Consider the following 15,152-nt stretch of genomic DNA (forward strand, 5'->3'; position numbering starts at 1 on the left):
TAATGGTTATTCATAAGCTCCGAGGCTTGCCATGAACCATCACGCACAGCTTGAAGATCACCTGGTATTCGAGGAAACAACCGCGGGCATCCACATCCGCGTGGTGCCGGTTTATCTGGATGAGCATTCCGCACCGGAAGATCATAATTACGTGTGGGCCTACCATGTGCATATCGAAAACCTCGGCTCGCGCACGGTGCAGCTGTTGAACCGTTACTGGCGCATCACCGATGCGCAGGGGCGCGTGGAAGAGGTGAGCGGCCCGGGCGTGGTGGGTGAGCAACCCGTATTGAAGCCGGGCGAGGCCTATGAATATACCAGCGGCTGCCCGCTGAACACGGCATCGGGCTTCATGGTGGGCCATTATGAAATGGCAACCGACGAAGGCGAGCGTTTCAACGTCGCCATTCCGGCATTTGCGCTGGATGTGCCGGACCGCATTCCGGTAAGCATTCATTAATATAAGCCTGACTATGTCAGGCTTATATTCCTTTGCCTTACCTGCGCTACACGCAGGACTATGCCCGCATTAGCGGGCGGGCCCTCAATGGGCCAGTCGCGCGGCGCGCTCCGCCTTTTGTTGGCCCTTGGCGTTCGTATACGTGCAATTAACGAGACTCTAACTGCTTTTTAAGCCTTATCGGCTATGTTCCTAACACGATATGAACCAGCATGACCACGGTCATGGGAGAATAATGGTGGAACGTTTCAACGAACAGGCGCAGGCCGCCGTCAAACGCGAGCTTGAGATTATCTGGGCCGCGCATAAGCGCGTGGGGCTGGATGGCTACATGTGCCTTTACACCATGAACAATCAGGATATCTGGCGCGCGCAGCAGCCAGGGCAGACATTCTGGTTCGGGCCAAACGAGAATGACGCGGCGGTGGAGCATCTGCGCCGCTATTACAATGACGGCAACCTGCCCAACTCGCCGCTGCTGCTATGCCCGATTGTGCACAAGAAACAGCAAGGCACCGATAAGCCGGAGCCGATCGGATCGGGCATTGCGTGGAGCATGTCGCTTTGCCTCGGCATTGCGGAATTTTCCGCCGAGGGCGAGCAGCGCATGCGCATGGTGGGCGCCATGACGGGCCGCCTGACGCGCGGCGACAATAAAAATGCGGGCCTCAAGATTGTGGCCATTGCCGACCGTATTTTGAAACCCACCGACGATACGGCGGTGGAAGGCTGCCGCGAGCTGTATGAGACATCCGGCTTTCAAAGCCAGGAATTCTACCCGTTCTATCTGCTTTCGGGCATCGAGTATCTTTCCAAGAACGGGTTGTTCATTCACCCCAATTTCATGCAGCTGGAATATAAGGGCCATAAGCTGAAGGATGCAGCCGTGGGTGAGGTGGTTTCCACCAATACCACCACCATTCAGACGCTTCAGGATGCGGCGACCTGCTGGCATGCCTATGACCATCACCATTCGCTGTTTTTGCGGTTCGGCATCGATGCGCCGAATCTGGAAGATAATCTCAAATATTATAACCTGGTGGGGCGAGATTTTCGCCTGCTGGACAATACCGGCGCCAAGCACGTGGATGCCGACACGAGCGCGAGTTTCGACTTTCTGGTGGATGGCTGGCTGCCGCGCGGCGCGGTGACGGTGATCGGCGCAACAGGCGGCACGGGCAAAAGCTCGCTGGCGCATAACCTGGCGGTGAAATGCGCCATCGATTACAAACCGGGGGAACCGAACCCTACCTGGCTCGGATCGAAGATCAACCTCGATAAATGCAAAGGCATCTGCGTGTATTTCTCGGGTGAGGACGGCCCTGCCATCGTGCATGCGCGCGCTAAGGTCTATGACCCGGAAGGGCGCGCGAAAAGGCTGATGTTTCAGCGCACGGATTTCGGCGAGGGCGGCACTATCTCCAGCTTTTTGAAAGAACTCTACAAGCTGCCGGACGTACCGCTGGTGGTGATCGACCCCGCGCGAAAATACCTGACCGGGGATGAGAATGACGCCGGCGTGGTGAGCGAGTTTTTTGAAGCGATCGAGGAATTCGCCATCAACAAGAATGCGGCGATGGTGGTGGTGCACCATCTGGTGAAAGGCGCACGCCCGAATAATGTGGCCGATATTTATGACATGCTGCGCGGCAGCCAGGTGTTTATCGACCGTCCGCGCGTGGTGATCGGCATGTACCGCGAAGGCGGGCATACGATTGCGGGGCTTTCCAAGAACAACATTCCGCCGCAGCTTGGCATGGTGCAGGGCGAACGGGTCTATCGCCGCGATGGCGACCGGCTTGAGCAGGTACTGATCGGCGCACGCGGGATGGATGCCGTGCTGGAGGATGAGGATTCGCCCATCGCAGCGGAAAAAGGATTTCTTCCGATTGAGAAGCTGATTGAAATGGGTCTGGTGGATGCGAAGCTGCTGATGCCGGATGCGCAAGTGGCACCCGCTGCTTCCGCGCCACCTACCGCAAATGCTCCTGCGCCAACTCCCGCAGCCGTACCCGCTGCACCACCTGCGCCAGTTATAACCGCACCGGCTCCCGTGGTTGCACCAGTAGCGCCCGCTCCCGTAGTTGCTCCTGCGGCACCTGCACCTGTGGCCGCACAGCCTGCACCACCTCCTGCTGTCGCACCTGCCGCTGTTCCACCGCCCCCCCGCCCGGTTACCGCCATGCGGCCAATCATGCGGCCTGCACGGCCTGCCGTGCGGCCGTTGCCGGTGCGGCCCGTTACGCCCGCGGCTCCGCCGGTGCAAGTGGCGGCCACACCCGGAGCATCCGCCGCCCCGACGCAGAAACCGCTTGAAACTCCCACGGTTCCCGGCGACAAACAGGGCAATAGTTAGTTTGCACCTGTAGGTTTGCCATGCATTGCCGTACATCCACCATGCTGGGTATTTTTTCACTCGCCACCTGGGCCATGCTGCCCGTGATGGCGGCGTGGCTCGGGCCGGTGCCCGCGATGCAGCTCAACATGCTGGCATTCACCACGGCGTTTATCCTGTATCTGGTGATCTGGAAATTCGAGCGCGCGCCCATCGGCAGCTATTTCAAACTGAAGCCGCATGTGTGGGGCATCGGGCTGGTCGGGATATTCGGGTTCCACATGGTGTATTTCCTGGCGTTCAAGCATGCGCCTTCGGTGGAAGCCTTTTTGATCGTCGAGTTCTGGCCGCTGCTGCTGCTGATTTTCTCCGCCCTGTTCGGCGGCACGAAACTGAAGACGGAACATTATATCGGCGCGGCGCTGGCGCTGGCTGGCGTGCTGCTGGCGATCACCAAGGGTGACTGGAACGCGTTGTTTTTCGTGTGGAAGCCTGGGCATGCGCTGGCGCTGCTGGCGGCGGTGATCTGGTCGGGCTATTCGGTGATGAACAAGCGTTTTTCAAGCGACATTCCCGGCCATGCGGTGGGGATGTTCTGCGGGCTGGCGGCGGTGCTTTCGGGCATCTGCCATTTCGTGTTCGAAGCGTGGCAGCCGCTTTCTCCTCTGCAATGGATTGTGATTGCCGTGATGGGAGCGCTGCCGATGGGTATTTCCTTCGTCTGGTGGCAGCATGGCATGCAGAAGGGCAATATGGCGCTGCTTGGTATTCTCGCATTCGCCATCACGGTGATCGGCACCTTGCTGCTGGTGCTGTTCGGCTATGCGCCCTTCTCTATCGCGATTGTGTTTGCCACCGTTCTGGTAACGCTTGGGGGCATCATGGGCAGCGGCATTACGCCCGCTTCGCTGAAGAAGGCGAAGGATGACATCATGGATGAATCGGTGCATCCGTAATCTTTCTTTCGTCATTCCAGCGAAAGCTGGAATCCATGAAGAGACTCATCCGCAATGATTATACAGATTGCATGGCTCGCTGGAATGACGGGCATTGCAGATGATCAGGCGGCCAGATCGCGCTCAATCGGCTCCTGCCCTAACCCACGCATCATCGCGCGCACCTTTTCGGCGGCGGCATTGATGGAGGCTTTGTTCGTGCCGCGCAGGATGATGGTGGTGGCGAATTTGCCTTCGCTCATCAGTGGGTAGCTGCCGATGTCGATATCCGCATGGTCCTTCTGAATGGCGGCAAGGCCCGCGGCCATGCGGCTTTCCGGCAGGATGGCGCTGACAGCGACGGATTGGATGGCCTCGCCCTTGCGGAGCATGGGCAGCACATTATCCAGCATGGCCTGCATGATGGAAGGCACCCCGGCCATGACAAAGATGTTTTTGATGTGAAAACCTGGCGCAAGGCTGATGGGGTTGTCAATCAGGCCTGCGCCTTCCGGGATGCGCGCCATGCGTAGCCGGGCTTCGGTAATCTGGTCGCCGTAGTGATCGCGCAGGATTTTGGCGGCGGCGGGGTGCTCGCCAATGCCCACTCCAACGGCTTTAGCAACACAATCGGCCGTGATGTCATCATGCGTGGGGCCTATGCCGCCGGTGGTGAAAACATAGTCAAACCCTGTCATGCACTGGCGTATGGTGGCTATAATCGTGGCCTCGATATCGGGAATCACGCGGACTTCCTGCAGCCGCACCCCATGTTCGGACAGTTTTTTTGCCAGATAATTCAGGTTTTTATCCTGCGTGCGGCCGGAAAGTATCTCGTTGCCGATGATCAGCAGGCAGGCGGTGGGGTTGTTTTGTTGCATAGGAAGGCTTGGCGAATCCGTAAGTTGGCTTTATGATAGGGTTTCATGTCTTTACAAGAGAATACCAGCTTCCATGCTTCATGCCAAACATTCGCAAGATCCATCCATCCCGCTGCACGATGTGGCGAGCTACGAGGGGATGCGCAAAGCAGGCCGACTGGCGGCGGAAGTGCTGGATGCGGTTGCCGCTAAGGTAGCCCCCGGCGTGACGACGGAAGAGCTGAACCAGTTCTGCCATGAAATGATTGTGGGCCGGGGCGCCGTTCCCGCGCCGCTGGGTTATCGCGGGTTTCCCAAATCCATCTGCACCTCGGTGAACCATGTGGTGTGCCACGGTATTCCGTCCGACGACAAGGCGCTGAAGGATGGCGATTGCCTGAATATCGATGTCACCGTCATCGTGGATGGCTGGCATGGCGATACCAGCCGCATCTACTGGGTGGGCGAAGTAAACCAGAAGGTGAAACGCCTGACGCAGGTGACCTATGACGCCATGATGCTCGGCATTGAGCAGGTGAAGCCCGGCGCGCAGCTCGGCGATATCGGGCATGCGATCCAGACTTACGCCGAGAAGCACGGCTATTCCATCGTGCGGGATTATTGCGGGCACGGGCTCGGCAAGATATTCCACACCGCGCCCAACATTCTGCATTACGGCAAACCGGGCACGGGGCTCCGGCTGGAGGAAGGCATGTTCTTCACCATCGAGCCCATGATCAACGCGGGCAAGGCCGCCACCAAACTCAGCGACCATGACGGCTGGACGGTGACGACGCGCGACCGCTCCCTCTCCTGCCAGTTCGAGCATTCCCTGGCGGTGACGAAAGACGGGTTTGAGATATTCACGACCTCCCCCAAGGGCATGCACTGCCCGCCTTACGGCGCATAGGCAGCGGCATGGCGGCCAAAGCCCACACGCTTTCGCTGGCCTTGACGGAGGATGCGGCGGCAGTTGAACCCGCCAAAAAACCCAAAACGGAAAAGCCGCATTTCACCGGGCACAGGCAGCGGCTGCGTGAGCGCTTTTTGAAAAGCATGGGCAGCGATCTGCATGATTACGAGATCATCGAGATGCTATTATTCGCCGCGCATCCGCGCGGGGATACCAAACCGCTGGCCAAAAAGCTGATTGCCAAGTTCGGCAGCCTTCAGGGGGTGCTCGGCGCGGGCAGCAAAGCGCTGATGGAAGTGGAAGGCGTGAGCGAGGCTTCCGCCACGTCGCTGTGCCTGGTGCATTCGGCCTGCGAGCGTTACCTCGGCGCACGGATGATGAACAAGACGGTGCTTTCCAACTGGGAAGACCTGCTGGATTACTGCCGCCTGAGCATGGGGCACCTGAAGGAAGAGCAGTTCCGCATCTTCTACCTCAACAAGGCCAATGCGCTGATTGCCAATGAGCTGCAGCAGAAGGGATCCGTTGACCATGCGCCCGTGTATGTGCGCGAGGTGGTGAAGCGGGCGCTGGAAATCGGCGCGACCGCCATGATCCTCTGCCATAACCACCCGAGCGGGCTGGCCAAGCCATCGCGTGCGGACGCGGACATCACCAAGCTCATCGCGGATGCCGGAAAGCCGCTCGGGCTGGTGGTGCATGACCATGTCATCATTACCCAGCATGGGTATTTCTCCATGAAATCGAATGGAATGATTTAGGCATCCGGCTCTTGTTTTTAGGCGCGCCAGCCCCTAGTTGCTAATGAAGTCCTTTCTGAAGAAATCCGCATGTCCAATGTCTATGACGTACTGGCGCAACGCCCGGCGCTGAGCAGGGAAACGCTCTTTGTCGAGCTGGAGGAGCTGGCCGAGCGGCTGGTGAAATCCGGCCGGTTTCGCGTGGATGCGGGTGACCGCATCAATTTCATCCGCTTTTCTCACCCTGCTTGGGGCATTTATAAGATTTTCAGCAAGCGCGAATTGACCGACCCCAAGCTGGTGCCGGTGACCCTGCGCTATCTCCAGGAACTGCTCGAGAAACGTTACGAACCGCACGAGCTGGAAGCGGAGGCGAAGAACGAGCTGGCGCGGCTACAACGCGAGATCGGCAAATTCATCGAGGTGCCAGAGGAAACGGAGATGAAGCTGGCGCGCGCCATCGTGCAGGCCACGCACCCGGCCGTGATGATGCTGATCCTCTGGGAAGAGGTGCAGGTGTTCGTGGCATACGGACATACGGTGGGCGATATGCTCGACATTGAAGGCTGGCAGAAGATGGGCAGCAGCAGCGGGCTGCAAAGCACGGCCGGGCGGCGGGATTATTGCATCTACACCTCCGCCGGGGGCGACCCGTTTCATACAGGGGAGCATGCCAGCCCGCATGATGGGCAGGCCGCACTGGCACGGCTGATGGTGATCGCCGCGCAGGAAATGGGGCATTTCGCCGATATCCGCCGCGGCAGCCTGGGTGAGCCGGTATCGCGCCATTCAGCCAATATCTCCGTCACGCAAGCCACGGATCAGGTGCGGCTTGCACGGCTGAACGACCTGAAACATGCCAAACAACTGCAGCAACAGCTTGCAAAACTGGGGCTGGATGAAGGGATGAAACTCGAACAGTCGGCCCAGTTTTATGCCAAGCACCGCGCGAAAGACCGTATCGCCAAAAGCAGCGCGGGCAAGGCCAAACGCTATCATCAGCGGTTTCTGGCCAAGGCGCTGAAATCCGGCTTTGTCTGGCTGAAGCAGATGCCGGCCTCTTCGCAGCCGATGACCGATATCGGGCGGATGCTGGATGACATGCTGTTCAACCTCGCCCCGGAAGCAGAGGCCTACCGCCGAGCAGACCCCGTGGTGCAGGAGGCCATCGCCTGCGCCGAAGCCCTCGCCCGCGTGCCGCAGCAGGCGGTGAAATGGAGCCATAAAATCACCATCGCCCTATGGCCTGCGATGTACAATATCTATTACGGCCAGGTGATTCCCGCCGTGGTGGCAAGTTATGAACAGATTTCCGGGCAAAAATACCGTTTTAGCTATACAAAACCGGCACCTGCGCGGCGAATCTGGTGGAAGTTCTGGCGTTGAATGGAACCGTTTTTACCACCCTGCCGCTGTATCATCCCGTTACAAGTTATAGCTTTTGTGCGTCGCAACAAAAACGCACAAAAATCAAAGGGTTGACTTTAATGTGAAAGTTTGGTTACATGCGTCAACCACATAGCACCCATTCCAAATGCATATGTGGATTAGGTAAATATAGCACTCATCAGGAGGCTTTTATGGTTGCTGCGACCCGTTCCCCCGCCCTTGCCTATGGTAAATCGCTGGATGCCGCCGTGGCAGCATGGACAGCCAAACCGCAATCCTTCACGGGCAGCTATCGCCCACAATCCGATACGCGTGAGGAAACCTATCGCCTGAGCGATAAGGAAAATTTCTGCTGCGACCGTGCGACGGATTAGGCCGCTGACGGGATGGCGACTTAGTGCCGCCAGCCTGAATATGTATCGAGGCCGCAACAAAGCATTGCTTTAGCCGCTTGCGGCGCTAAACTCCCGACATAAAAAGAATATGGGAGTTATTCGTGGATTATTTTTCGCCTCGCAGCATTGGCATCAATCTATATCAAGGCGGGCTTCGCCTTGAATTATATGGCTATTCCGAGCATCCGTCGGCACAGGATGGAGAAAAAGCCCATGGGGCTTCCTTTATTGATTATGAGAACAGCCAACAGTTTGCAGAAGCTTTGCGCGCGCTGTTGAGCGGCGCAAAAAGCGAGCAACTGCCGCAGAATAAGGAAAAAATCTGGTTTACCACGCCCGCTATCAAGCCGGAAATGGTGTCCATTAATTTTACCAGCACGGATGGGTTTGACGATTATCGTTTTTGTCGTGACCTGGAGCAGCATGCCGAAACGCATTGGGGGCTGGTGCGCGGCTATGCGTCTTATGATCAGTTTCAAGCCATGAATGGCCTTGGCCATGGTGATGAGCCCGGAACTTTTCGCAGCACGGTTACCGCTTATAATCTGGAAAGCTGGGATAATGTTCAGGATATGCTGGCGTTTTTTCAGCAACATTGGCTTGCCAACCAGAAAAAACAGGAAGCAGACGGCGCCCTTGCCGAGGCTTCCGTTGAAGAAGTGGAGCAGGCCGCGCGCCATCACAGCATTACGGAAGCCGTGACGCAATTTCTTGAGCTTCTGCAGCCGAAAGCGATGGTTGCGTGACAGTGTAAATTGCTGCATTGCAGCGTCGTTTCTGGCTTCTAGCAAGATGCATGTGGGTGTATCATGGAAAAAATATTCCATGGAGGCTTCACAATGGGCGCGAATGCAAAGCAGACCACCGGCAGCAACCCTACCGCTCTCATCGATGCCGAGCTGGCGAAGATCAACAGCCCTATCAAGCTGAAAGCACAATACGACAATTTCATCGGCGGTGACTGGGTGAAGCCTGCTGGCGGGCAGTATTTCGACAATCTGTCGCCCATTACCGGCCATCATTACACCAAAGCGGCACGTTCGGACGCCAAGGATATTGAGCGCGCGCTGGATGCAGCGCATAAGGCGAAAGACGCCTGGGGCAAAACGTCGCCCGCCGAGCGCAGCCGTATATTAAACGCCATCGCCGACCGCATGGAACAGCATATCGACACGCTGGCGCTTGTAGAAACCTGGGACAATGGCAAGCCGCTGCGTGAAAGCCGCTTCGGCGATCTGCCGCTTTCCATCGACCATTTTCGTTATTTCGCATCCTGCGTCCGCACGCAGGAAGGCAGTATTTCCGAGATCGACCATGAGACGGTGGCCTATCATTACCATGAGCCGCTGGGCGTGGTGGGGCAGATCATTCCCTGGAACTTTCCGCTACTGATGGCGGCGTGGAAGCTGGCGCCCGCGCTGGCCGCAGGTAACTGTATCGTCATCAAACCCGCAGAGCAGACGCCGGTTTCCATCCTGGTGATGATGGAACTGATCGCCGACATTCTGCCTGCGGGTGTGGTGAATGTAGTGAACGGCTTCGGCGTAGAGGCGGGCAAACCACTGGCGCAAAGCCCGCGGATTGCCAAGGTGGCCTTTACGGGCGAGACCTCCACCGGCAAGCTAATCATGCAATATGCGTCGGAGAACATCATTCCGGTGACGCTGGAACTGGGCGGCAAATCGCCCAACATCTTCTTCGGCGATATTGCCGATGACGAGGTGCTGTTCGACAAGGCGATGGAAGGGTTCGCGATGTTCGCGCTTTCCCAGGGCCAGGCATGCACCTGCCCGTCCCGCGCGTTTGTGGATGCGAAAATCTATGACAAGTTCATGGAAAAGGCGGTGAAGCGCGTCAAAGCCATCGTGCAGGGCAACCCGCTGGAACTGACGACGCAAATGGGCGCGCAGGCCTCGCAAGAGCAGCTGGACAAAATCGTCAGCTATTTCGATATCGGCCGCAAGGAAGGCGCGAACGTGCTGCTGGGCGGCACGCGCATCCAGCTGGGCGGCGATCTGGCGGACGGCTATTATGTGAGCCCGACCATCTTCGAGGGCAATAACAAGATGCGCGTCTTCCAAGAGGAGATCTTTGGCCCGGTTGTGTCGGTGACGCCGTTCAAGAGCGCCGATGAGGTGCTTGCTATGGCTAATGATTCCATCTACGGCCTGGCCAGCGCGGTGTGGACGCGTAACGTGCATACGGCGCACCATGTGGCGCGGAGCCTGCAGGCGGGGCGCGTGTGGGTGAATGCCTACCACCTGTACCCGGCGCACGCGGCGTTTGGGGGCTATAAACAGTCCGGAATCGGGCGTGAAACGCATAAAATGATGCTGGAACATTACCAGCAGACGAAAAATGTTATCATGAGCTTTAAACGTGAGGCTCTGGGCTATTTTTAAGCCAATTCGCATACCATTTTTATGGGCTCGTGCCGTATATTCGGCACGAATGAAGGGTGTACTTGACCATTCGTTAAGTTTTGCAATTTAAACTATAAATAGAACGCTTCTAAATTGTAGATTGATGGAAGAAGCCTTACAAACATTGTTGCAGCATCCTGTTTTCAAGGAAAACCCTGCGTTGAATATCGCTGTGGCCCAGTTGGTTTCCGTGCTGGTCTATCTGTTGATTTATTTTGGCGGGCGGTTGCTGTACCTTATCCTCAGCCATACGGTGGAAAAGCGCCTGCTGAAACATGTGCAGGATTTTCGAGAGGAATCCGGCAATATCATCATGATGACGTTGCTTTTATGCTGGACGCCATTTGGCTCGCTGTTCGCCGTGGCGGCAGGTTTTCTGCGCACGCCGATTCTGAACTCGTTTTTGCTGATTCTGCTTGGCCAGTTCTTTTTTGTCTTTTACCGGGTCTGGCAGGCGGGGATGTTCAATTAATTATTTTTCGTAGGCGCGGTGGCGCAAAAGGTGATCGGCCAGGATGCAAGCCATCATGGCCTCGCCTACCGGCACGGCGCGAATGCCTACGCAGGGGTCGTGCCGCCCTTTGGTTTGCAGCGTGATATTCTTGCCTTTGGCGTTGATGCTTTCCACCGGCGTAAGGATGGAACTGGTGGGCTTAACCGCAAAACGCACCACAATAGGCTGGCCGGTTGAAATGCCACCCAGAATGCCCCCGGCGTGGTTGCTTTTGAAGCTAACTCTGCCCTTGGCATCCATGCGCATCTCATCGGCATTTTCTTCGCCACGCAAGGCGGCGGCGCAAAATCCATCGCCGATTTCCACGCCCTTGACGGCGTTAATGCTCATCATGGCGCTGGCCAGGTCGGCATCCAGTTTTCCATAGATAGGCGCGCCCAGCCCCGCCGGGACGCCTTCGGCCACCACCTCAATCACCGCACCCGTGGAAGAACCGCTTTTACGAATGGCATCCAGTTTTTCCGCCCAGCGTTCGGCAGCCTTCTTGTCCGGGCACCAGAAAGGATTGTTGGCGGTTTCCTTCCAGCTCCAGTTCTTACGGGTAATGGCATCATCGCCCATCTGCACCAGGGCGCCACGGATGGTGACGCCTTTCAGAATTTTGCGGGCAATGGCACCTGCGGCCACACGCATGGCGGTTTCCCGCGCGCTGGAGCGGCCGCCGCCACGATAATCACGGATGCCGTATTTGGTGTGGTAGGTGTAATCCGCATGGCCGGGGCGGAAAGAGTCTTTGATCTCGCCGTAATCCTTGCTGCGCTGGTCGGTATTCTCGATCAGCAGGCTGATAGGCGTGCCGGTGGTTTTGCCCTCGAAGGTGCCGGAAAGGATGCGGACCTTGTCCTCCTCCTTGCGCTGGGTGGTATAGCGGGACTGACCGGGCTTGCGCGCATCCAGATAGGGCTGAATGTCATCCTCGCTCAGCGCGATCAGCGACGGGCAGCCATCCACCACGCAGCCGATGGCGGGACCATGACTCTCGCCCCAGGTGGTGACGCGAAAGAGATGGCCGAATGTATTGTGAGACATATTACGCCGCTTGATCGGCCGGCTGGATGCTCATGTCCGGCGCATCGGGGCGCTTCATGCCTACCACATGATAGCCGGAATCCACGTGCAGCACTTCGCCCGTGGTGCCGCTGCCGAGCTCGCTGAGCAGGAACAACCCGCTGCCCGCGACATCTTCCAGCGTGGTGTTGCGGCGGAGCGGAGAATTGTATTCGTTCCATTTCAGAATATAGCGGAAATCGCCAATGCCGGAAGCGGCCAGCGTTTTGATGGGTCCGGCGGAAATGGCGTTGACGCGGATATTCTCGCCGCCCAGGTCTACGGCCAGGTAGCGCACGCTGGCTTCCAGCGCGGCCTTGGCCACGCCCATGACGTTGTAATGCGGCATGACGCGCTCGGCGCCATAATAGGTGAGCGTTACCATGCTGCCACCATCGGTCATCAGCTTGCGGGCACGCTGCGCCAGGGCGGTGAAGGAATAGCAGGAGACATTCATGGTGAGCAGGAAGTTGTCCAGCGAGGTATCGACATACTGGCCCTTGAGCTCGTTTTTGTCGGAATAGGCCACCGCGTGAACGAGAAAATCCAGCTTGCCCCATTGTTTTTCAATGGCGGCAAACACGGCATCCATTGACGCCGTATCCGTCACATCGCATGGCAGGACAAATTTACTGCCGATAGAATCTGCCAAGGGGCGGACCCGTTTTTCCAGGGCTTCTCCCTGAAAGGTAAAGGCCAGATCGGCCCCATGCTCGGCGGCTGCTTTCGCAATGCCCCAGGCGATGGATTTGTCATTGGCAACGCCAAGAATCAGGCCTTTTTTACCTGCAAGCAACTGTCCCGCCACGCGATGATCTTTCTTATATTAGTTGACGACTTGCCAGCTGCCATCCGGCTGACGGCATGCGGTGCCGTAACCTTCCTGCGACTTGCCACCGACCTTGATGGTCTGGCGGTATTCACGGCAATATTCGCCGTTGCTGCGCTGGCTGACATTGAGCGGAGTGATGGAGCCGGAGTGGCCGGTATCCGGGTTGGACCAGGTTGCGGCCGTGCCGGAGCGGTTGCTTTCAAAGGCCGTCTGGGCAGCACGCTCATGGTACATGGTGTCTACGCGGTCCAGCGATGCGCCGATGGAGTTACCCAGGGCTGCACCAAGCAGCGCGCCCACGGCAGTGGTTGCCAGACGGCCGTTACCTTTGCCAAACTGGGCGCCGACCACGGCACCGCCCACGCCACCGAGCACCGTGCCGGCGTCGGATTTGGTGAAGCGGCCATCGTAACCGCCGTTTTGTGAACAGCCCGCCAGAAGCAGAACCGACAAGGAAATTGCTGCGAGTTTTTTCATTGGGTATGCCCTTATAAAAAATGTTGCCGCACCATACGCCAACCCTCACCTCTCTGCAAGGGGGCACGCTGTGCGCTTTATCTTTCGTGGTAACGGCGCTATGATTACGCGTAAAGTAAATTGTTCGTAAGCTACCCCACGGATATTATGCTGTTTTTCATTATCATTGCCTTCTCCTACCTGCTGGGGAGCATTCCCTTCGGGCTACTGGTCACCAAATTCGGCGGCGAAGGCGATATCCGCACTATCGGCTCAGGCAATATCGGCGCAACCAACGTGCTGCGCACGGGGCGCAAGGGGCTTGCCATCGCCACGCTGCTGCTGGACACGGTCAAGGGCATGGCAGCCGTCTGGATTGCCCAGACCTATGCGCCGGAGGTGGCCATGTGGGCTGGACTGGCCGCACTGATCGGCCATGTGTTTCCGGTGTGGCTGAAATTCAAGGGCGGCAAGGGCGTGGCAACAAGCCTCGGCATTTTACTCGCGTTGGAGCCTCTGCTCGGTCTTTTCTGCGCGCTGACATGGCTGGCAACCTTTTTTGCCTTTCGCATCTCCTCTCTCTCCGCGCTGGTGGCAGCGGCCTTTGCCCCGCTTTTTGCCTTTATTCTGCTTGGTGATGAGCCGGTGTGGCTGATGACGCTGTTTATGAGCCTGCTGCTGATCATTCGCCATAAGGCCAATATCGTACGGCTGCTGCATGGCGAGGAAGGCAAATCCAAGCTCAAGAACGGTCACGCGTAACGGTGCGTTACCCTTCCCTGACCCAGGTAGACAGGCTTTCTCTATTACGCATTCTGCGCAGCAGCGGCATTGGGGCGGTGCAGTTTTTCAAATACTGGCAGAAAACAGGCGGCGATGCCGGGGCCATTCTGCAGATGCTTGGCGGCAAGGCTGCAAGCGATACGGCTTGCCGTAAAGAAATGGAACAGGCGCAGAAGCTTGGTGCAAAGCTGATTGCCTATGGCGAAGCGGATTATCCGGAAGGATTGACGGAAATCTATGACGCCCCTCCCCTTATGATGGCGCTTGGCAATGCGGCCTTGTTGCGGGCCAGGCCGATGGTGGCGATTGTGGGGGCGCGGAACGCATCGGTGGCGGGCAAAGCATTCGCCCGGCAGATTGCCGAAGGGCTGGCAGCGAGTGGCGTGACGGTGGTCTCCGGCTTCGCACGTGGGGTGGACGGCGCGGCGCATGCGGGGGCGATGAACGGCAGGACGGTCGGCGTGTTCGGCGTGGGGATCGATTGCACCTACCCCGACCAGCACAAGGAACTGCGGCAGGAAATGCTGGCCAAGGGCAATTGCTTTGTCAGTGAGCTGCCGTTTGGCACCGGGCCGCTGGCGAAGAACTTCCCAGCGCGCAACCGCATCATCGCCGCCATGAGCGACGCGGTGGTGGTGATTGAGGCCTCGCTTCAGTCCGGCTCGTTGATTACCGCCAATATGGCGCTGGAAATGGGCAAGGAGATTTTCGCCGTACCCGGCTTCCCTACCGACTCGCGGCATCATGGCGCCAATCACCTTATTAAACATGGGGCGAACCTGCTGGAATCGCACCAAGAGATACTCGATTTTCTGGCTAACCGGCGCGTTTCTGTACCTATGGTACAGGCTGCGGCCATGTCTCCCCCAGCGGCCAATGACGGGGCGGCGGATACCGTAAGGGGTGCAATCCTAGGCGCGCTGTCGTCTACCCCGGTTTCCATTGACGAACTGGCCAAAGCGTGCCAACTATCCATCCCCGCCACGGTGGCGGAATTGATAAAATTAGAGCTGGACGGACAGATCGAACGACTGCCAGGCCAGCGCGTGATGCGGGCAGGACGATAAAAA

Annotated in this window: 16 protein-coding genes; 12 read left to right on the top strand and 4 right to left on the bottom strand. The window is 57.8% G+C overall.

Annotated elements, in window-relative coordinates; translation table 11 throughout:
* The first annotated feature begins 31 nt into the window (after positions 1–31).
* From apaG to GC177_07370, 3 genes are all read left to right on the top strand, one after another.
* Positions 32–460, top strand: coding sequence for a Co2+/Mg2+ efflux protein ApaG (gene apaG, locus GC177_07360; GenBank protein MBI1275772.1), 429 nt, complete (start codon positions 32–34; stop codon positions 458–460).
* Positions 461–662: 202 nt separating this feature from the next.
* Positions 663–2,816: an AAA family ATPase gene (locus GC177_07365; GenBank protein MBI1275773.1), complete on the top strand. Its 2,154-nt coding sequence runs from the start codon at positions 663–665 to the stop codon at positions 2,814–2,816.
* 20 nt (positions 2,817–2,836) lie between these two features.
* Positions 2,837–3,751, top strand: a complete 915-nt coding sequence (locus tag GC177_07370) for an EamA family transporter (GenBank protein MBI1275774.1) — start codon at positions 2,837–2,839, stop codon at positions 3,749–3,751.
* Positions 3,752–3,855: 104 nt separating this feature from the next.
* On the opposite strand, the gene GC177_07375 is transcribed toward GC177_07370, so the two are convergent.
* Positions 3,856–4,611: a competence/damage-inducible protein A gene (locus tag GC177_07375; GenBank protein ID MBI1275775.1), complete on the bottom strand. Its 756-nt coding sequence runs from the start codon at positions 4,609–4,611 to the stop codon at positions 3,856–3,858.
* Between the two features lie 139 nt (positions 4,612–4,750).
* Here GC177_07375 and map point away from each other — a divergent pair, with 139 nt between their 5' ends.
* The 7 genes from map (at position 4,751) to GC177_07410 (ending at position 10,922) form a co-directional block, all read left to right on the top strand.
* Positions 4,751–5,500, top strand: a complete 750-nt coding sequence (map, locus tag GC177_07380) for a type I methionyl aminopeptidase (GenBank protein MBI1275776.1) — start codon at positions 4,751–4,753, stop codon at positions 5,498–5,500.
* Positions 5,501–5,508: 8 nt separating this feature from the next.
* Positions 5,509–6,264: a DNA repair protein RadC gene (gene radC, locus GC177_07385; protein ID MBI1275777.1), complete on the top strand. Its 756-nt coding sequence runs from the start codon at positions 5,509–5,511 to the stop codon at positions 6,262–6,264.
* A gap of 69 nt (positions 6,265–6,333) precedes the next feature.
* Positions 6,334–7,629 (top strand): DUF2748 domain-containing protein, encoded by a 1,296-nt coding sequence (locus GC177_07390; GenBank protein MBI1275778.1) that lies wholly within the window; start codon positions 6,334–6,336, stop codon positions 7,627–7,629.
* Positions 7,630–7,823: 194 nt separating this feature from the next.
* Positions 7,824–8,006 carry a hypothetical protein gene (locus tag GC177_07395; protein MBI1275779.1) on the top strand — a complete coding sequence of 61 codons (183 nt, stop codon included), beginning with the start codon at positions 7,824–7,826 and terminating at the stop codon, positions 8,004–8,006.
* A gap of 122 nt (positions 8,007–8,128) precedes the next feature.
* Positions 8,129–8,773 (top strand): hypothetical protein, encoded by a 645-nt coding sequence (locus GC177_07400; protein ID MBI1275780.1) that lies wholly within the window; start codon positions 8,129–8,131, stop codon positions 8,771–8,773.
* A gap of 93 nt (positions 8,774–8,866) precedes the next feature.
* Positions 8,867–10,429, top strand: coding sequence for an aldehyde dehydrogenase family protein (locus GC177_07405; GenBank protein ID MBI1275781.1), 1,563 nt, complete (start codon positions 8,867–8,869; stop codon positions 10,427–10,429).
* 193 nt (positions 10,430–10,622) lie between these two features.
* Positions 10,623–10,922 (top strand): hypothetical protein, encoded by a 300-nt coding sequence (locus GC177_07410; GenBank protein MBI1275782.1) that lies wholly within the window; start codon positions 10,623–10,625, stop codon positions 10,920–10,922.
* Here the strand turns inward: GC177_07410 and aroC are convergent, their stop codons facing one another.
* The 3 genes from aroC to GC177_07425 are packed head-to-tail and all read right to left on the bottom strand — an operon-like array spanning position 10,923 to position 13,320.
* Entirely contained in the window at positions 10,923–11,993 is a 1,071-nt protein-coding gene (gene aroC / locus GC177_07415; GenBank protein MBI1275783.1) for a chorismate synthase, read from the bottom strand.
* Between the two features lies 1 nt (position 11,994).
* On the bottom strand, positions 11,995–12,819 hold the full coding sequence (fabI, locus tag GC177_07420) for an enoyl-ACP reductase FabI (protein MBI1275784.1): 825 nt from the start codon (positions 12,817–12,819) through the stop codon (positions 11,995–11,997).
* Positions 12,820–12,837: 18 nt separating this feature from the next.
* On the bottom strand, positions 12,838–13,320 hold the full coding sequence (locus GC177_07425; GenBank protein ID MBI1275785.1) for a glycine zipper 2TM domain-containing protein: 483 nt from the start codon (positions 13,318–13,320) through the stop codon (positions 12,838–12,840).
* Positions 13,321–13,467: 147 nt separating this feature from the next.
* Between GC177_07425 and plsY the strand changes: the two genes are divergently transcribed.
* Entirely contained in the window at positions 13,468–14,061 is a 594-nt protein-coding gene (gene plsY, locus GC177_07430; protein ID MBI1275786.1) for a glycerol-3-phosphate 1-O-acyltransferase PlsY, read from the top strand.
* Between the two features lie 2 nt (positions 14,062–14,063).
* On the top strand, positions 14,064–15,149 hold the full coding sequence (dprA, locus tag GC177_07435) for a DNA-protecting protein DprA (protein ID MBI1275787.1): 1,086 nt from the start codon (positions 14,064–14,066) through the stop codon (positions 15,147–15,149).
* The last annotated feature ends 3 nt before the right edge of the window (positions 15,150–15,152 follow it).

The organism is bacterium (assembly GCA_016124905.1).
Taxonomy (GTDB): Bacteria; Pseudomonadota; Alphaproteobacteria; order Rickettsiales; family RI-342; genus RI-342.